The 18,842-nt window shown below is 71.7% G+C and carries 13 protein-coding genes and 1 pseudogene; 6 read left to right on the top strand and 8 right to left on the bottom strand.

What is annotated here, in order from left to right; genetic code table 11:
- Positions 1–37 precede the first annotated feature (37 nt).
- The 4 genes and pseudogenes from Rai3103_RS11700 to Rai3103_RS11690 form a co-directional block, all read right to left on the bottom strand.
- Positions 38–865, bottom strand: coding sequence for a class I SAM-dependent methyltransferase (locus Rai3103_RS11700; RefSeq protein ID WP_153572752.1), 828 nt, complete (start codon positions 863–865; stop codon positions 38–40).
- A complete protein-coding gene (locus tag Rai3103_RS17850; RefSeq protein WP_228488882.1) occupies positions 862–4,176 on the bottom strand; it encodes a DNA polymerase III subunit alpha in 3,315 nt (1,104 codons plus the stop codon). Before Rai3103_RS17850 ends, Rai3103_RS11700 begins: the two co-directional genes overlap by 4 nt.
- A gap of 56 nt (positions 4,177–4,232) precedes the next feature.
- Positions 4,233–4,712, bottom strand: a pseudogene (locus Rai3103_RS17845) (PHP domain-containing protein); the annotation flags it as partial.
- Positions 4,713–4,740: 28 nt separating this feature from the next.
- Complete coding sequence (locus tag Rai3103_RS11690) at positions 4,741–5,049, bottom strand: DUF6504 family protein (RefSeq protein ID WP_153572751.1); 309 nt, start codon at positions 5,047–5,049, stop codon at positions 4,741–4,743.
- Positions 5,050–5,245: 196 nt separating this feature from the next.
- Here Rai3103_RS11690 and Rai3103_RS11685 point away from each other — a divergent pair, with 196 nt between their 5' ends.
- From Rai3103_RS11685 to Rai3103_RS11675, 3 genes are all read left to right on the top strand, one after another.
- Positions 5,246–6,157, top strand: a complete 912-nt coding sequence (locus Rai3103_RS11685; protein ID WP_153572750.1) for a hypothetical protein — start codon at positions 5,246–5,248, stop codon at positions 6,155–6,157.
- Positions 6,154–7,398 (top strand): FAD-dependent oxidoreductase, encoded by a 1,245-nt coding sequence (locus tag Rai3103_RS11680; RefSeq protein WP_153572749.1) that lies wholly within the window; start codon positions 6,154–6,156, stop codon positions 7,396–7,398. Before Rai3103_RS11685 ends, Rai3103_RS11680 begins: the two co-directional genes overlap by 4 nt.
- A 174-nt stretch (positions 7,399–7,572) precedes the next feature.
- Positions 7,573–9,816, top strand: a complete 2,244-nt coding sequence (locus Rai3103_RS11675; protein ID WP_153572748.1) for a HelD family protein — start codon at positions 7,573–7,575, stop codon at positions 9,814–9,816.
- Between the two features lie 28 nt (positions 9,817–9,844).
- Here Rai3103_RS11675 and Rai3103_RS11670 read toward each other — a convergent pair whose 3' ends face one another.
- Positions 9,845–10,807 carry a carbohydrate kinase family protein gene (locus tag Rai3103_RS11670; RefSeq protein ID WP_153572747.1) on the bottom strand — a complete coding sequence of 321 codons (963 nt, stop codon included), beginning with the start codon at positions 10,805–10,807 and terminating at the stop codon, positions 9,845–9,847.
- Between the two features lie 61 nt (positions 10,808–10,868).
- Positions 10,869–11,798 (bottom strand): methylenetetrahydrofolate reductase, encoded by a 930-nt coding sequence (locus tag Rai3103_RS11665; protein ID WP_153572746.1) that lies wholly within the window; start codon positions 11,796–11,798, stop codon positions 10,869–10,871.
- Between the two features lie 51 nt (positions 11,799–11,849).
- Here Rai3103_RS11665 and Rai3103_RS11660 point away from each other — a divergent pair, with 51 nt between their 5' ends.
- From Rai3103_RS11660 to Rai3103_RS11650, 3 genes are all read left to right on the top strand, one after another.
- The gene (locus tag Rai3103_RS11660) at positions 11,850–12,959 is read left to right on the top strand and encodes a polyprenyl synthetase family protein (protein ID WP_153572745.1); all 1,110 of its coding nucleotides are present in this window, start codon (positions 11,850–11,852) and stop codon (positions 12,957–12,959) included.
- 255 nt (positions 12,960–13,214) lie between these two features.
- On the top strand, positions 13,215–15,473 hold the full coding sequence (locus Rai3103_RS19075; RefSeq protein WP_153572744.1) for a PASTA domain-containing protein: 2,259 nt from the start codon (positions 13,215–13,217) through the stop codon (positions 15,471–15,473).
- A 153-nt stretch (positions 15,474–15,626) separates the two neighbouring features.
- Positions 15,627–16,622: a cutinase family protein gene (locus Rai3103_RS11650; RefSeq protein WP_153572743.1), complete on the top strand. Its 996-nt coding sequence runs from the start codon at positions 15,627–15,629 to the stop codon at positions 16,620–16,622.
- Here Rai3103_RS11650 and Rai3103_RS11645 read toward each other — a convergent pair.
- Entirely contained in the window at positions 16,575–17,339 is a 765-nt protein-coding gene (locus Rai3103_RS11645) for an arsenate reductase/protein-tyrosine-phosphatase family protein (RefSeq protein WP_153572742.1), read from the bottom strand. The two genes, Rai3103_RS11650 and Rai3103_RS11645, sit on opposite strands and share 48 nt — an antisense overlap.
- A 27-nt stretch (positions 17,340–17,366) precedes the next feature.
- Entirely contained in the window at positions 17,367–18,761 is a 1,395-nt protein-coding gene (locus Rai3103_RS11640; protein ID WP_422396003.1) for a class II 3-deoxy-7-phosphoheptulonate synthase, read from the bottom strand.
- Positions 18,762–18,842: the final 81 nt, after the last annotated feature.

The following is an 18,842-nucleotide window of genomic DNA, read 5'->3' as shown; positions in this document are numbered from 1 at the left end:
CGAGACCCTGAGCCCCGAGGGCGGGGAGCGACCGGGGTCAGTCCAGCACGGCGAGGACGTGGAGTTGCGTCGCCAGGGACCACATGTCCGGCGTACGACTGATCTCGTCCTCCAGTGCCAGCAGTTCGTCGCGCGCACCGGGGACGTCGAGGAACTCCTCGTTCACCGCCCCCAGCACGGCACCGATCCCCCGGATCTCGACCACCGAGAACCCCGCATCCTCCAGCAGCGTCCGGACCCGGTCCTGATCGAGGCGCGCGGGGTCGGCGAGTGCTGCCCGGGCAGCCGCGAAGTCGCCTGCCAGCGCCTTGTGCATCACCCGGGAGTAGCGCTGCCGGACCAGCAGGCTGACCGCCCCACCCGGTCGCAGCACCGTGGCCATCGCCCGGATGGCTGCCGGCTTGTCCTCGACCACGTCGAGGACCTCGTGACAGGTGACCAGATCGGTGGTCCCCGGCCCGATGAGGCCGACGAGATCCGCCGAATCCCCTTGGATCCCCCGGAGCCGGCCGGACAGTCCCGCCTCCGCCGCCCGGCGCTGCAGGGAGGCCAGGGCGTTCGGACTCGGATCGACGACCGTCACGTCGTACCCCTCCCGGGCGAGTGGCACCCCCATGCCGCCGGCGCCACCACCGAGGTCGACGACCCGGATGTCCTCCACGGCCCGGCCCCCCTGCCAGACCCTGGCCCGGTCGAGGACCACCTGCAGGGTGAAGGTGCCGCCGAGGGACCGACGCTTCTTGTCGGCCGCGGGGTGGGGGGAACCGCGGTCGGCCGGTCGGGTCGGATCATGGGACGTCCTTCGTCGGGAGATGCACCACGGCGATGGTGCGGCTGCTCCGAGCCTACCCAGTCGCCTCCTCATCGTCCCGGGCTCCCCGGGCTGGAGTGCCACAGCTTCCGTGGAGTGCCGACACCCGGGCCGGCGGGCCGGACGTCGGCGTACGGGGACTTCCGGAAGCCGCTGGAATGGACCAGGGTCCGGCGCTGGCCCATCCCGCCGGAACGGCCGTGCTGGTAGGCATCGGCCGGATCACCGCTCCCCGTCGCGGACGGCTGGTCGACCACCTCGCCGACTCCCGCGTACGCCCCTGGCACCCACCCCTCGGGCAGGGTGTCCATGGTGCGGCGGACCGCGTCGGCACCGTCCTCACGGAACACCGCGTTGAGGGCGGCGAGGTCCCAGCAGCCGGTCGCCCGTACGGACACGCCGCGCAGACCGGTGCGCCGGATCACTCCGCGCACCAGGAGCAGCCAGCCGTTGAACACCGTCGAGGTGAACGGGCCCTGGGCATCTTCGAAGAAGGTCGTGTCGACCGGCCCGGTGCCGTCGTCCAGACTGAGGAAGACGACCCGCCTGCCGCTCCGGATCGGCGGGGTCTGGGTCGCGATCTTGACCCCGGCGACGAGCACCTCGCTGCGATTGCGGACACCGAGCAGGTCGACGGCGTCGACGGTGCCGAGCTCCGCCATCAACGGCCGATAGAAATCCACGACGTGCCGGCTGACGTCCAGGCCCAGCACGTCGAGCTCCGCCCGGACCCGCTCCGCCATGGACATGTCGGGCAACCCGGAACAGGCCAGGTCCGTGGGTATCCTCGGCGCGGCCGCTCCCGACCCGCGGCCGGCGGGTCCGGCCGACCCGCGCCGGGAGACGTCGGCTGCGGGGACGACCACGTCGATGCCGAGAGCGAGCTGGTCGGTGCGGACGCCTCGGGTGCCGCGATGTCCGCGGTCCGCGCGGGACAGGTCGGCGATGGACAGCAGCAGGTCACGGCGGGTGGGACACCGCTCCGCCTGCTCGGGGGTGCGGACCTCGGACAGGTCGTAGAGGGCGTCGAACGCCCCCGCGGTGACGAGCCGTTCAGCCACCGGACGGGTGACCTGGGCCCGCTGCCAGAAATCGGTCAGCGAGGTCCAGGGGCGCCCGGCGATGATCCGCTCCACCTCCTCCGCGCTGATCCCGTGGACGTCATCGAGACCGATCCGCAGGCCCCACTCCTCCTCAGCGCCGGCGGGCATCCGCTCGACCCGATGGGTCCCGGCGCTGGCATTGACGTCCAGCCCGAGGACGGCGACCCCGCAGTGGCGGGCCTCGGCCAGCAGCAGCCGCTTGGGATACATGCCGGGGTCGTGGGTGAGGATCCCGGCCAGGAAGTGCGCCGGCCAGTGGGCCTTGAGCCACGCCGACTGGTAGGTCGGCAGGGCGAAGGCCGCGGCGTGGGCCTTGCAGAAGCCGAAGGAGGCGAACGCCGCCAGGACCTTCCACACCTCGTCGATCACGTCCTCGGCGTAGCCTGCCTCCGCCGCCCGCCGGCGGAACCACCGTTCCACCTCCCGCTGGCCCTCGGGACTGCCCAGCTCCCGGCGCATCTCGTCCCCCTGGGCCAGGGTGCAGCCGGTCATCGTGGCGATCAGCCCGATCACCTGCTCATGGAAGACGACCACCCCGCCGGTCTCGGCCAGCACCGGCTCCAGCGACGGGTGCGGGTAGTGCGGCGCGGCCCAACCCTGCCGGACCTCCAGGAAGGGACGCACCATGTCGGACTTCACCGGGCCGGGGCGGAACAGGGAGATGTCGATGACGATGTCGTTGAAGTCCCGGGGCCCGAAGGTGGTGACCAGCTCCCGCTGCCCGGGCGACTCGATCTGGAAGCAGCCGAGGGTGCGGCCGGCCCCGATCATCGCGTACGTGTCGGGATCGGAGAAGCCACTGGCTCCGAAGGAGTCGATGTCGATCCGCCGGCCGGTGGTGCGCTCGACCTCGTCGAGACAGTGCGCCATCGCCGACTGCATCCGGATGCCGAGCACGTCGAGCTTGAGGAAGCCCATGTCCTCCACGTCATCCTTGTCGAACTCGCTCATCGGGAACCCCTCGGCACTGGTCTCCACCGGCGTACGGTCCAGCAGGCCGCGGTCGGAGAGCACCACCCCGCACGGGTGCAGGGCGATGTGGCGGGGCAGGCCGTCGAGGGACTCGACCAGGGCGAACAACCCGGTGAGTCGCTCGGCGTCCAGGCCACTGGCCCGCAGCTCGGGCAACTCCCGCAGCGCCGAACGGGCGTCGCGGGCGCGGATGTGCGGGAACGCCTTGGCGATGACGTCGATCTCTCCCGGTGGCAGACTCAACGCCGCCCCGACGTCGCGGATGGCATGGCGGATCCGGTAGGTCTCGACCATCGCCACACAGGCGACCCGCTCGGTCCCGAAGCGCTCCACGATCATCCGGTAGACCTCGGTGCGCCGGGCCGACTCGACGTCCAGGTCGATGTCCGGCAGGGCGCGGCGCAGCGGGGAGAGGAACCGCTCCATCACCAGCCCCGAGGCCAGGGGGTCGACCCCCGAGATCCCCAGCAGGTAGTTGACCAGGGAGCCGGCCCCCGACCCCCGGGCGGCGCAGCGGATGCCCCGCTCGTGGATCATGTCGACGATGTCGGCGACGGTGAGGAAGTACGCGGCGAACCCCAGCTCGGCGATGGTGGCGAGCTCCGCCTCCAGCCGTTCCGTGACGACCGGGAAGGCGGCCCCGTACCGGACGGCGATGCCGGCCCCGCAGCGGCGGCGCAGTTCGTCGTCGGCGGCGCCCGCCCCGTCCCCCTCCCCCTGCAGGACGTCGAACTCCGGCAGGTGGATCTGCCCCAGTCCCAGGTCGGTGGCCGGGTCGAGCCGGCACCGCCGGCCGAGCCCGCGGGTGGCGGCGAGCAGCCGCTCCGCCCCTGCCCGGCCCAGCCCCGCCCGCCGGGCGATGTCCTGCAGCACCTCGAGCATCTCCTTGCCCGACTTGAGGTGGTCCTCCTCGTTGCGTCGTACGGCGCCACGATCGAGCGGCACGCCACGGCGGGCCGCATCGAGGACGTCGACGGTCGGCCCGAGGGAGGGATCCGCCATCCGCACCATGTTGGTGACCACGGCCTCGAGCCGGCGCTCGTGGGCCAGGGTGACCAGCCGGGCCGCCTGCTCCCCCGACCCGACCCCGAGCCCGGGCAGCAGCAGGTCGGTGGCGGCGACGGCGAGACGGCCTGCGCCGAGCGCGGCGGCCCACGCGTCCAGGGCCTCACCGGCCCCGGACAGGTCCCCGGCGGCGAGCGCCAGGCCGACATCGGAATCGGCCCCGAGCAGCACCACCACGTCGGCCCCCGGGAGATGGGCGCGGGCAGTGGCGGCATCGAGCAGCACCTGTTCGGGGGCAGGCCGGAGTCCGGCGTACGCTCCTCGACCGCCCGGTGGACCGCCGAGGTGAGCCGGCACAGGGCGGCCCAGCCCGCCGCGGAGGTGGCCAGGACGACCACCCGGGGGACCTCGATCTCCCGGAGCGGTCCGCCGAGCGCGGGCCCCCGGCGCGCCGGTCGACCTCCCGGCGCACCGGCCACGCCCCTCACCGTGCCGACCCTCGTCCGGTGTGCCCCGCCCAGCCCCGGGTCCTCGGCCACCATGGCCCGGGCGAAGGATCCGACGCCCGGGCCGTCTCCCAGGTCGCGGGGATCGAGCCCGAGATCGACCCCGAGCACGGGGGCGATCCCGGCACGAAGGCAGTCCTTGGCGAACCGCACGGCCCCGTACAGCCCGTCCCGGTCGGTCAGTGCCAGGGTGTCCATGCCGTGCTCGGCAGCCGCCCGCACCAGCGCCCCAGGATGGGAGGCGCCGAACCGCAGCGAGTAGCCCGAGGCCACCCGCAGGTGGATGAAGGGGTCGTCCCCTTCGAGGACCTCCATCGGCTCCTGGATCTCCATCGCCGGCCCCTCAGTCCAGCACCGCGAGCAAGGACCAGCGCCCACTGTCCTGGTGGCGGTAGATCTGGAAGACACCCTCGCGCCCCCGCCAGGGATCACGGGCCCGGACCTGCCAGATCTCGCGTTGCTCCACCACGACCTCCACCCGGTCGCCCTCCCACCAGGGGTCGGCGAGCACCCAGTGCCCCTCGACCTCCCGGATCCGCCAGGTGTGGCTCCGCCACCGGAACTCCGCCGGCAGACCGGGGAGCTCGTCCTCCAGCGTCGAGTAACTGCCGGCACCGAAACATGCTTCGATCGGCTCGTCGTACTTCCTCATCGTCGGGCCTCCCCTCGCTCCGGACCGGCCACCAGCGCCGACCCGGATCTCCATTTTATCGAACAAACGTTCGAGACAGAAGAGGAGCGTACGGGCCCCCTGTGACACCCGCGCAGAAGCGTCCCGACGGCGCCCATCGGCACCGCGCGACGGAGGCGGCCCGCGGCACTGACTACCATCGGAGCCATGCAACCCGGTGACAGCGTCCACATCCCCGCTCTGGCCGGGACCGTCGCCGTCGTCCTCGCCGTCCTCGTGGCCGCCACCGCGCTCGCCACGGGGGAACGATCGGGGGGCCGCCTCCACCGGGCCCACCGCCCCGGGGTCCGTCGCCCCGGGGTCCGTCGCCCCGGGGTCCGTCGCCCCGGGGTCCGCCGCCAGCGCCCATCCCTCCGACCCGGCGTCCGCCACCACCCGGCCGGCCACCACCCCGTCCACCAGCGTCTCGGCCAGCGCCACTCCCTCCTCCCCCGCAGCCCAGCGCCAGGGGATCGGCCTCATCAAGGCCCGCCTGAACGACCAGCAGCCGCTGTCGATCACCGTCCTCGGTGACGACTCCTCCGTCGGGGACACCGGCTGGGTGTTCGTCTGGGCCCGGGACACCCTGGGCACCGGCCACACCGTCGTATACCACGAGTACAGCCGGTCGATCGGCGGTTACCTCGGCCCGCGCACCCTGTCGACCGACGGCCCCCGGATCGACGTCTGGAACGCCTCCTACGCGAGCGCCACCACACCGAAGGTGGCCGCCGACCTCGGCAAGCTCTACCCGCAGCCCACCGACGTGGTGATCCTCAACCTCGGCCACCAGGACGACCCGGCAACCATCGACGCGGACACCACTGCCCTGTGGCAGGCCGTCACCGCCAAGCAGACCCCCTTGGGCCTCGTCATCCTGCAGAACCCGGAGACGGCCACCACGGGGCTCCAGGACACCCGGATGAAGAACCTCGCCCGCTCCGCCGACCGGCTCGGGCTGCCCACCGTCGACGTCCTCCGGGCGTTCACCGACAGCAAGGTGCCGCTCACCCAGTTGGTGATCGGGGCCCGCCCGACGGACCAGGGGGTCCACCTGTGGGTGGCGACCCTGACCACGGCGCTGACGTGAGCACCCGGCACGCCTCCCGCCCGTCCGACCAGGACGGCGGCACCGTCGTCATCGTCGGCGGCAGCCTGGCCGGGATGGCCGCGGCGGCCCGGCTGGCCAAGCGCGGTCACCGGGTGACGCTGGTACGCCGGACGCCGCGACTCGCGGCCGAATGGCGGCCCGACGGGCCGACTCGCCCCGGCCTGCTCCCGGAGGTGCTCACCCTGCCGGCACCGTGGCGCGACCTGTTCAAGAAGTCGGGCCGCATCCTGCCGGCGGAACTGGCCCGGGCCGGCCTCGACCTGGTGCCCGCGGCACCGGCCCGCCACATCTTCACGGACGGAGAGGAACTCCTGCTGGGCGGCGACCGCGGCCAGCAGTTCCACCAACTGGCCGCCACTCACGGCACGGCCGTCGCCGAGTCGTGGCGGGACCTGGTGGACTCCCTCGAACCGCTCTGGCACCTCGTCCGGACCCTGGGGCTGGAGACCTCCCTGGTGTCCGGGCGTCAGGTGCGGCCCCATCGCCGGGCGCTGCGGTGGGGTCTCAGCGTCGCCGACCTGGCCGCGGCCCAGCCCCATCCGCACCTGCGTGCGCTGGTCGAGGCCGCCGCCTGGCGACGGGGTCACGACCCTGCCCGTACGCCCGCCTTCGTCGCCGCCCTGCTCAACGTGGAACGGACCTTCGGACGCTGGACGGTCGTCGACGCCGAGGGCCGGCCCGCCGGCAGCGAGCGGCTGCTCGACCTGCTCGAGGCGCGGCTCGCCGGCCGGGGCGTCGACGTGGTCGACTATGAGCGCCCGATCCGCTTCGACAGCTCGCCCCGCCGGCCGGACGGCCGCACCCTGGCGGACGAGGTGGTCGGTGCGGTGCTCCCGGCCGGGACCCGGCCCGATGCGGTGGTGCTCGCCGAGGGCCTGCACGACCTCGTCGGATCGTACGGATTGCGTACCCGGGCCGCCCGAAGGGTCGCAACCCTCACGCCGGTGCTGCGCCCCCGGCGCTCATGCGGCCCGGCGGAGCCCGAACTGCCCGGTCCCGGGATCACCGAGATCGTCGACCACGCGGCGCGACGGGTCACCTGGGCCAGCCAGGACCGTACGGTCATCCACGACTGGGGCGCCGCCACCCCCGACCCCGAGCACGGCCCGGCCTGGGACGGCCCGCAGACGTGGTTGCGGCGACTGCCTGTCCGGCTGGGCGAGCGCCTCTACTCGGCCGGCCCCTGGGGCGGGGCGGCGACGACCTTGCCGCGGTGCTGATGTCAGGAGCGCTGGCGACGTACGACGCCCATTTCGACCTCACCGGCCTCGACACCCACCCCTCCAACAAGGACCAGTGAGCCACCACCCCCGCTTCGATGACGGACCGCTGCGAGGCGACCCCGGAGCATCGGGATAGACTGCAGAGTCACTCCCGGTAAGGACGAAACGCTCTTGACTTCTCATGACATCTCGTCGGACCTGGCTCGCGAGCTCGCCGTCGAACAGGCCCACGTGGACAAGGTCTACGAACGCCTGGCCATCGCCACCAAGGACGCCCAGCGGGCAGCGCAGGCAGGCGCCTCGCGCTACACCAGCGATCGTGGCGACTACCTCCGGGAGGAGGACGCGACGAGCGTCTACGAGCGGGACGTCTTCGCCTACCAGGCGGCCAAGCGACTGGCGGTCCTGGAGGCCGAGCACGAGGGATTGGTCTTCGGCCGACTCGATCTCACCAATGGTGACACCGACTACATCGGCCGGATCGGCGTCCACGACGACGACTACGAGCCGCTGGTGATCGACTGGCGGGCCCGGGCCGCCGAGCCGTTCTACCGTGCCACCGCGGCGGACCCGATGGACGTCATCCGGCGGCGGGTGCTGCGGTGCCGCGACGACCGGGTGATCGGCATCGAGGACGACCTGCTCGACGGCGCCTCCGCCCCGGTGGACCTGCCCGTCATCGGCGAGGGTGCGCTGATGGCCGCGCTGAGCCGCGCCCGCGGGCACCAGATGCGCGACATCGTGGCCACCATCCAGGGGGAGCAGGACGAGGCGATCCGGGCGCCCTACCAAGGCGTCACGATCATCTCCGGCGGTCCGGGCACCGGCAAGACCGTCGTCGCGCTGCACCGCGCCGCCTACCTCCTCTACACCCACCGGCGACGCTTCGAACAGGGCGGCGTGCTCGTCGTGGGTCCCTCTGACGTGTTCATGACCTACATCGAACGGGTGCTGCCGTCCCTCGGCGAGGAGTCGGTGACGCTGCGCTCGGTCGGATCGGTCCCCTCCGACGTCCTGCCGGTGGACGCCCACCGGACCGACGACTCCCGGGCAGCGGTGATCAAGGGCTCGGTGCGCATGGTCGACGTTCTCGCACGGCTCGTGCAGGTCCCTGCGACGGTGTCCGTGGTCGGGCGCACCGGCCACCAGCCCAAGCTGGACCGGGACTTCCTGGTGACGGTCAAGGGCAATGCGCTGCGGCTCACCGGCAAGTCCCTGATGGGGTTGCGCCGCCAGACCGTACGCCAGACGAAGGCCAACCACGCCCGCCGCGCCGGCCGCGACGCCATCATCTCCGCCCTGTGGGACCTGATGCCGCCCGACCACGGCCTGGAGCGCGACGCCTTCACCGACCTGGTGTCGGACCACCCCGCGGTCGTCGAAGCACTCAACACCTGGTGGCCGACCCAGCACGCCACGGTGGAGCTGCGCCGTCTCTCCTACCCCGAGGTCGTCGCCCGGGTGGCCGACGGCCTCCTCGACGCCCAGGAGCAGCTGGAGCTGCTCGCCTCCTTCGCCGAACTGGGGGCGGAGGGCCACGAGGACTGGTCGGTCGCCGACGTCGCCCTGCTCGACGAGCTCGTCTCGCTGCTCGGCACTCCCCTGGACGAGGCCGCCGACGAGCCGCTGTTCCTGACCGCCGACGCCCAGGTCAGCGAGATCATCACCCTCTCCGACCGACTCACCCACGAGCGGACCGACGACCCGTACGCCGACCGCTTCGAGACCTTCGCCCACGTCCTGGTGGACGAGGCGCAGGACATCACACCGATGCAGTGGCGGATGCTGCGCCGCCGGGGGGCGCAGGCCTCCTGGACGATCGTCGGCGACCCCGCGCAGAGCTCCTGGCCCGACCGGCACGAGCTCGACGCCGAGATCCGCGCCCTGGTCGGGCTCGGCCAGCAGCGTACGTTCCGGATGAGCACGAACTACCGCTCGCCCGCCGAGGTGTTCGACCTGGCCGCCAAGGTCGTCTCGCGAGACTTCCCCGACGCCGATCTACCCACGGCCGTCCGGTCGACCGGGATCGCGCCCGACCTGCGGACGGTCCACCGCGGCGACCTCGCCGACACGCTCCAGGAGCTCGTCGACGACCTGTCGACCCAGGTGGGCGGCACGATCGGGGTGATCACGCCCCCGGCACGCCAGTACGACATCGAGGAGCTGCTCGACGGGCTCGCTGTCGACGACGCCGTGCGCGATCGGGTGGTGTGCGTCAACACGCTCCAGGCGAAGGGCCTGGAGTACGACGCCGTCATCGTGATCGCGCCGGACGAGATCATCGCCCAGCACATCGGCGGCAGCCGGATCCTCTACGTCGCCCTCACCCGGCCGACCCAGCGGCTGGTGACCCTCGACCTGGTGCCGAACGGTGCGGCACTGACCCCCGGCGCCTGGCGGGTGGATCTCGACTGACCGGACCGGCCTCGGACGGCCGCCGGCCTCAGCCGCGGAGGCCGGGGTCGGCGGCCAGCACCCGTTCCACCTCGTCGCGGCTGGGCGAGTAGGCGCCGTGGTGGGAGACGGTCAGGCCGGACGTCACAGCGGCCCGGTGCAGCGCGGGCATCACCGACTCCCAGGTGGCCTCGCGCAACCGCGCCCCCGCCTCGGGACCGCCGAGCAGTGACGCGTCGAGCAGACCGGAGATCAATCCGGCCGTGAAGGAGTCCCCCGCCCCGACGGTGTCGGCCAGGTCGACACCGAGCGGCTCCACCAGCACGGTGTCCGGGCGCCCGGACAGCACGGCGTTGGCGCCCTGGGCACCCCGGGTGACCACCACGAGGCCCGGACCCAGCGCGGCCCAGCGTCTCAGGACGTCCTCGACGGGCTCGCCGGGATAGAGCCACGCGACGTCCTCGTCGGACGCCTTGACCACGTCGGAGAGTGCGACCAGTTCCTCGACCCGTCCGCGGGTGCGGCTCGGTGACCCGAACAGGGTGGGACGCACGTTCGGGTCGTACGACACCGTCCCCACCCCGGCCGTGGCGCGGACGGTCTCCACCAGTTGCGAGCCACCGGGCTCGAGGATCGCCGCGATCGACCCGGTGTGCAGGTGTGACCGCTCGGTCAGCGATGGCAGGTCGGCCACCTGCCAGGTGACCTCGAACTCGTACGTCGCCCGGCCCTCCTCGTCCAGCCGGGCGTAGGCCACCGAGGTCCGCAGCGCCCCGTACGTACCGGGGGTGACGGCCACGTCGTGGTCCATGGCGAAGGCGTCGATCCGATGGCCGTACTGGTCGTCGGCCCACCACGAGGCCAGCGTGGTGGGATGCCCGAGGCGGGCGCACCCGCAGGCCACATTGAGGGGACTGCCCCCGACGTGCTCGGTGGTGACGCCCCCACGGTCGACGACGTCGATCAGCGCCTCACCGAGACAGAGGACGGGCTGGTGCGGGGACGGGGGCATAGGGACTCCTGGCGACGTACGGAGGACCGACGGGTGTCCCCAGTCTGACACCCCGCGCCGCTCAGGCCCCGGGGATCGTCTGCTTCAGCCGCGAGAAGATCTCCCGGGTCGCACGGGAACGGTTGAGCGTGAAGTAGTGCAACCCCGGCGCGCCACCGGCGAGCAGCCGCTCGCACAGCTCCACCCCGATGTCCACGCCGACCCGCCGGACCTCGTCCGGGTCATCGGCGACGGCGTGCAACCGGGCGACGACGCGATCCGGCAGGGGGGCGCCGGACAGGTCGGCGAAGCGCTCGATCTGGCTCACGTTGGTGACCGGCTGGATCCCCGGGATGATCGGCAGGTCGGACCCGAGGGCCCGGACCCGCTCCACCAGCTCGAAGTAGCGGTCCGGTTCGAAGAACAGCTGGGTGATAGCGAACGACGCCCCGGCCTCCTGCTTCTCGACCAGGATGTGGGCGTCCAGGGCGGCGTCGCGCCGGTCGGGGTGCAGGTCCGGGAAGGCCGCCACGCCGATCACCGCGGCGGGGTTGCGACGCCGGACGAGGCGGACGAGTTCGGTCGCGTTGTCCAGGCCCTGGGGATGACGGACCCACGGCTCCAGCGGGCCACCCGGCATGTCGCCGCGGATGGCCAGGATGTGGTTGATGCCGGCCTCGGCGTACTTGTCGACCACCTCGGCGAGCTCGTCGACCGGCTGACTGACGCAGGTCAGGTGGCCCATCACCTGCATGACATGAGCCTGTGGGTCCCGGGCCAGCCGCTCCTTCATCAGCTGGGCGAGCCGGGCCGTGATCGTCACCGTCATGTCGCGCCGGGAGCCGCTGGCACCGTACGTCACGGAGACGAAGTCAGGCTCGAGGTCGTCGAGTTCGCGCAGGGACTGCCACAGCATCGCGTCACCCTCGAGCGTCTTCGGCGGGAAGAACTCGAAGGAATGCAGCGCACGCTCGCCTGCGCGCAGCAGTTCGTCGATGGTCCGGGGCTCCATGGCGCTCACGATAATGTGGCCGATTCGAGGCGCACCCCCTAGGCTCAGTCCGTGGTCAACCGTCTCGATCCCGCCCAGCCGCTCGCCGCCGAGTTCCGTCAGGACGTCCAGGACGCCCTGACCGGTTTCCTCACCGGGCAGCGGCAGGTGCTGGCGGACATCGGCGCGGAGCTCGACCCGATGACCGAGCTGGCCGAGGTCTTCACCGGCGGAGGCAAGCGGCTGCGGCCCGCCTTCGCCCTGTGGGGGTACGTGGCCGCCGCCGGCCGGCCCGACCACGAGACGTACGAAGCGCTGGTCCGCGCCGCCTCGAGCCTCGAGCTGCTGCACGTGTCCGCGCTCATGCACGACGACGTGATGGACAACTCCGACACCCGGCGTGGAGTGCTCGCGGCCCACCTCCAGTTCGCGGGCCTGCACGACGAACACGACTGGGTCGGCTCCGGCGAACAGTTCGGCCGTGCCGGGGCGATCCTGCTCGGCGACCTGCTGGTGATGTGGTCCGACGAGATGGTGCACACGGCCGGCGTGCCGCTCGACGTGCTGCACCGGGCCCAGCCCTACCTGGCCGCGATGCGGACCGAGGTGACCTGCGGGCAGTTCCTCGACGTGGTGGCGCAGGCCCAGCCGCTGCGTCCCGATCGGTTGCAGGACAACATCGACCAGGTGCGCCGCGTCGTCGAGTTCAAGTCGGCCCGCTACTCGGTACGTCGCCCCGTCCAGTTCGGGGCGGCTCTCGGCGGGGCCCGCGACGAGGTGCAGCAGGCCCTGGCGGCGTACGGTTCGCCGCTGGGCCGCGCCTTCCAGTACCGCGACGACCTGCTCGGTGTCTTCGGCGACGAGGAGGTCATCGGCAAGCCCGCCGGTGGCGACCTGCGCGAGGGCAAGCACACCCTGCTGCTCGCCTACGCACTGGCTGACTCCAACGACGCCGGCCGGAACCGGCTGCTCAGCCTCGTCGGCTCGGCCGACCTCAGCGACGAGGGCCTCGCGGAGGCCCGCGACCTGATCATCGCCAGCGGGGCCCGGGACAAAGTGGAGGCGGACATCGAGTCGCACCTCGACCGCGCCCTGGCCGCCCTCGACGGGGCAGGGATCACCGACGAGGGCCACCAGGCGCTCTCCGTCCTGGCGCGCGCGGCGGTCCGCCGCAGCCACTGAGCCCTCCGGCTCCTTTTACCCGGGCCCGTTGGTACGGCGGGAAAGGTTCCTACCCTGCCACGGAATCCGCCGTGGAGACCGCTCCGACACGCTGTCCAGGGGTGCCTCTCAGAAGAATCTGAGGACGACGGTCGGGAGAGCACATACCTGTGACACCCGCCCGTGTCGCTCCCTCCGAAACCCTCGAGCGCCCCTCTAGACTCTTGCCTCGAGGCTGACACGGCCCCTTCCCCTTTGACCGTGTTAGGAGCAGACGTGAGCAATTCCAGCACTGTCGACCCGTTGATCGGCCGCGCCCTCGATGGGCGCTACCAGATCATCTCGCGTCTGGCCCGCGGCGGCATGGCCACGGTCTACCGGACGGAGGACCGCCGGCTCGACCGTACGGTCGCGGTCAAGGTCATGCATGAGGGTCTCGGCGACGACCAGGACTTCGCCAGGAACTTCGATCGCGAGGCCAGGGCGGCCGCCCGCTTGTCACACCCCAGCATAGTCTCCGTTTTCGATCAGGGCAACGATTTCGGACGTCCCTACATCGTCATGGAACTGGTGGAGGGGTCAACCCTGCGACGCCTCGTCAGCCGCGACGCGCCGCTCAGCCCGAGCCGCTCCCTGGATCTCATCGATCCGATCCTCTCGGCCCTCGCGGCCGCGCATGACTCCGGGTTGATCCATCGCGACGTGAAGCCGGAGAACGTCCTGATCTCGCGCAGGGGCCAGCTCAAGGTCGCCGACTTCGGCCTCGCCCGGGCCGTGACGGCCCAGTCGGCCGCCGCGACCCAAGGACTGTTGGTCGGCACCGTCTCGTACCTCCCGCCGGAGCTCGTCGAGCTCGGGCACGCGGACACCCGGTCGGACGTGTACTCCGCCGGCATCATGCTGTTCGAGATGTTGACCGGCAAGAAGCCCCACACGGGCGACACGCCGATCCAGGTGGCGTACGCACATGTGCACCGCGACGTCCCGAAGCCGTCCGACTGGGTGGACACCGACTGGCGTCGATCGCTGGACGGCATCCCCCCGTATCTCGACGCCCTGGTGGGCGCGGCGACCGCCCGCGACCCCGAACAGCGTCCGCGCGATGCACGGGCCTTCCTCGACGGGGTGCGCCGGGCCCGCAAGGCGCTCTCGTCGGGCATCATGCACGACCCGCACCTGACGGCATTGCTGGCCGACCCCAACTCGCTCGACGACACCGAACCGGTCGACATCGAGTACACCCCCACACGTCGGGCCATGGCTGCCCTCGCAGCCTCGCGAGCGGCGGCGACAGCGGCCCGGGAGACCTCACGTCCGACTGCCCCCGGTGAGGGGATGACGGCGATCTCGGTGGCCACGGCGCCGGCCACCCCGACCGTCGAGACCGCCCACGTCGAGGGCCCCGTCCTCCAGGGTCCTGTCGCCGAGGCCCCTGTCACTGGGAACCGCGTCGCTGAGAACCGTGCCGGTGCACATTGCGCCGTGGAACGTCCGCGGGTCCCTGTCACCGCCGCTCCCACGGTCCCCGACGCCGTGCCGTCCAGGCCGGAGCCTGTGACCTCCTGCCGGACCGAAGCGCCGGCCATCGAGGCCGAGGAGATCGACTGGGCCGACTCCGGCGCCATTGACATCGACCGCGAGTCGCGGCGCCGCCGCGTCCGACGCGTCGCCTCGGTCATCACCACCCTCGTGGCCGTGCTCGCCCTTGCCCTGGGAGTGTGGTGGCTGACCGCCGGCCGCTACCTGCCGGCCCCGACGGTGACGAACATGACGCAGCCGGACGCGGCCGCGGCCGTCAAGGCGGCGGGTCTGAACTTCGCCACCACCGAGGAATTCTCCGAGACGGTGCCGTCGGGTCGCGTCGTCGCGACCGTGCCCGGCCCGGGTGAGGACATCGCCCGCGGCGCGACGCTCACCGCTGTGCTGTCCAAGGGTCCGGAGCGCTATCCCGTCCCGCCGGTGATCGGCAAGGACGGCGCCGCCGCGCAGGAGGCACTGAAGTCCGCCCACCTCGCGGTCGGCACCCTCAGCCAGGCGTGGAGCGAGGACGTCGCCGAGGGCGTCGTCCTGGCGGCCTCGGTGCAACCCGGCACCACGGTCAGGCCCGGCACCGCCGTCGACCTGACGGTCTCGAAGGGCAAGGAACCGATCGCCATCACCACCTGGTACAACCGCGACGCCAAGGACGCGGTGGCCACCCTGGCCGGCAAGGGCCTGCGGGTGGTCACGTCGGAGGCCTTCTCCGACCAGGTCGCCGCCGGCAAGGTGGCGGGCCAGACACCGGCTGACGGGACGCTGCATCGCGGCGACACCGTGACCCTGACGATCTCCAAGGGGCCGGCGCAGGTGTCGGTCCCGGATGTGAAGGGAATGGCGGTGAAGGACGCCCAGGACACGATGACGAAGGCAGGGTTCAAGACCTCGACCCAGCCGGTGGAGGTCAACTACCTCGGCCTGGGCTACGTGGCCCGCGCGTCCTCCGACCCCGGCTCAATGCTGGCCAAGGGGTCGACAATCACCCTTTACCTTGTCTGAGCGCGGGCGGCACCCTGAGCGGTCCCTGTGCCGCGAGGTGATATCGATTCGTTATTTCGGGCTGCTGACCCTTACCCTGGGAACAGACGTTCACCAGGGCACCGGAGCCCCGCCCCTGGGAAACCGCCCGACGCTCGACCTCAGGAAAACTGCGTGCGCTTCCCCCGCCTGACCGGCCTTCCCTTCCTCGCCAGCATGTTCCGCGCTGACCGGTCCATCGCCCCCGAGCTGCGGGCGAGTGTGGCCCGGCGACGTCGCCGCCGTGTCGCGGCTGGGGTGGGCGCAAGCCTCGCGCTCTACAGCGCGGTCGTGGCGATGCCGGCGGATGCCGCCACGCGACCCGCTCCCGCACCGGCGATGACGACTGTCATCCCCTGCCAGGACGTGATGTTCATCGGGGTCCGCGGTTCCGGTGAGACCCCCGACGCGAGCCTCTACGGGATGGGCCCGGAGTCGGCCCTGGCGTGGCAGCAGTACCGGATGGAGATCCCCGGGCACTCCGCAGCCGCGATGTCGATCGACTACCCCTCGACCTCCGTCACCACGCTCGCCTCGCCGTACTCCTCCGACGAGTTCTTCCGCAGCATCGACACCGGCGTGATGAAGCTCGAGGCGGTCATGGCGGAGCGCTCCGTCAACTGCCCGAACGAGCACTACGTCATCTCCGGAAAGTCCCAGGGCTCGATCATCACCCACCGCGCGATGGCGGACATGGCCGCGCACCGGTCCGCGTACGGCACGGGCCTGATGGATCGCATCGACGGCGTGCTGGCCATCGCCGACCCCGACCGGCTCCCGGACGACTCCGGCCATCTGTACGGCAGCACCGCCACCGGTGCCGACCACTACGGCATCTCCTACGCGGCGCCGTTCATCGCGGGCAATCGCTACCGCCCGACCACCGCGAACGTCGACACCTTCTGGGCCCACCCGGATCGCTGGCACACCATCTGCAACGCCGGCGATTCGGTCTGCGACTTCACCGTCTCCAGCTCGTCGCCCTCGAACATGCTGCGTGGCTTCGACATCCACATGAACAGCTACGTGACGGATCCGACCGGCGTCCGCACGGCGGCCGCCGATGTGGCCGCCCAGACCCGGTCACGGACGACGGCGCCTGAACAGGCGCCGCAGGCCCCCCTCGTCTGACCCCTCCCCCGCGGCGCCCTGGCCCCACGGCCGTTCGGCTACGGGTCCCGACCGGTCCTGCCCCGGTCCCGGACCAGCCGCACTCGCCCCGCCCCAGACCTCGGACATGCCGCGGTCGGCGGAGTCCGGCCCGGCGACCGGTTCGAGTCCCCGCAACCGACCCACGATGGAGTCGACCGCTGCCCCGATGCGTCGGAGCGCCTCGTCGTAGACCCCCGGCGCCGCCCGGAACGGGTCCGGGACGTCGTACTGGTCGGGGTCGGTGAAGCGTATCGTCCCGCGCCGCTGGGCGGCGATGGCGGTGAACTCCGCGAGCCGATCCGGCACCCGCAGGGTGTAGAAGGGCTGCGTCTGCCCGCCTTCCGTCCACTGCTCGAGCGCGGCCGCGTATTCCGTGAGGGTGAACGTACGCCCCAGGGCCCGCGGCACGGCCGTGACCACCTCAGCGCGGTGGTCGCGCGTCATCGCGAGGACCAGATCGGCCCGCTCGATCAGCTCCGGGGTGAGGTAGCGGGCCCGGAACCCATCGGTGTCGACCCCGCCGGCACGCAGGCGCTCGGCCATCTGGGGATCCACCGGGCGGTCGACCAGCGCCGCGACGCCGGCGCTCTCCACCACCACCCCGGCGCCGAGCCCCCGGCGCAGCAGGAACTCGGCCGCCGGTGAACGGCAGATGTTGCCGGTGCAGACGGTGAGGATCCGGAACGGTTCGGACATCGACGTCCTCCTGGCCGGCCGAGACGCTCAGAACGTCTTCGGCGTGTACTCCTGCACGGGATTCGCGCGCTTGATCCGGCCCTCGTTCAGCCGGTGCGCCACGGTGAAGGCGAGCTCAAGGGACTGGTTGCGGTTGAGCCGCGGGTCGCAGAGGGTCTCGTACCGCTCCCCGAGGTCCTCCTCACCCAGTTCGCCGACACCGCCGACGCACTCGGTGACGTCGTCGCCGGTGAGCTCGATGTGGATGCCCCCGGGCCAGGTGCCGCACTGCTCGTGCACCTCGAAGAAACCGTCGACCTCGTCCGCCACGTCCGAGAACGCCCGGGTCTTCACACCGTTGTCGGTGGTGAACGTGTTGCCGTGCATGGGGTCACACATCCACACGGGCAGCCGGCCCGACGCCATCACCTCGTCGATGACCGATGGGAGGACCGTACGGATCTTGCCGGCACCCATCCGGGTGATCAGCGTAAGCCGACCCGGCTCGCGGTCGGGGTCGATCTTGTCGGCGAGCGCCAACGCGTCCTGGGCCGTGGTGCTCGGGCCGAGCTTGATCCCGATCGGGTTGCGCAGGTGGCGGAGGAACTCGACGTGGGCACCGTCGAGCTGACGGGTGCGCTCGCCGATCCAGATGAAGTGCCCGGACACGTCGTAGGGGGTCCGTGTCCGCGAGTCGATCCGGGTCATCGCGTGCTCGTAGTCGAGCAACAGGGCCTCATGGGAGGAGAAGAACTCGACCGTGTGCATGGCCTCGTCGTCCATCCCGCAGGAGACCATGAAGGCGAGGGCCCGCTCGATCTCCTGGACCAACGCGGTGTAGCGCTCGTTGACCGGCGCCGACCGGACGAAATCAGCGTTCCAGGAGTGGGCGGTGCGGAGGTCGGCGAAACCGCCGGTGAGCAGGGCTCGCGCCAGGTTCATCGTCGCCGACGACGAGTTGTACGTCTCGAGGAGTCGCCGCGGGTCGTGGCGCCGGGACTCAGGGGTGAAGTCGTAACCGTTCACCGCATCACCGCGGTAGGCCGGCAGGGTCACCCCGGCCCGGGTCTCAGTGTCCTTGGAACGGGGCTTGGCGTACTGACCGGCGATCCGGCCGATCTTCACGATCGGCACCTGGGCGGCGTACGTCATCACGACAGCCATCGACAGCAGCGTCCGCAGCTTGTTCTGGATGTTCGCCGCGGTGACACCGGCGAAGGTCTCCGCGCAGTCCCCGCCCTGGAGGACGAACCCCTCGCCGCGGGCGACGGCGGCGAGCTTGTCGCGCAGGTCGTCGCACTCGCCGGCGAAGACGAGCGGCGGGCGCGTACGCAGCTGGGCGATGACGTCGGCCAGCTCGGCCTGATCCTCATAGCTCGGCTGCTGGGCCGGATTCATGGCGTGCAGCTGCTCGAGGGAGGGGATTCGTGATGCTTCAGACACGCGCACGAGTCTAGGCGGAAACGCCACCCGCCCTTCCCCGTCCCGCGGAATCGTCGATCCGCGCTCGGCCGGTGGGGGCCG

The sequence above is a fragment of the Raineyella fluvialis genome (genome assembly GCF_009646095.1).
GTDB lineage: Bacteria > Actinomycetota > Actinomycetes > Propionibacteriales > Propionibacteriaceae > Raineyella > Raineyella fluvialis.
Note: the sequence above shows the minus strand (reverse complement) of the source record. Positions and strands in the feature narration are given on the sequence as shown.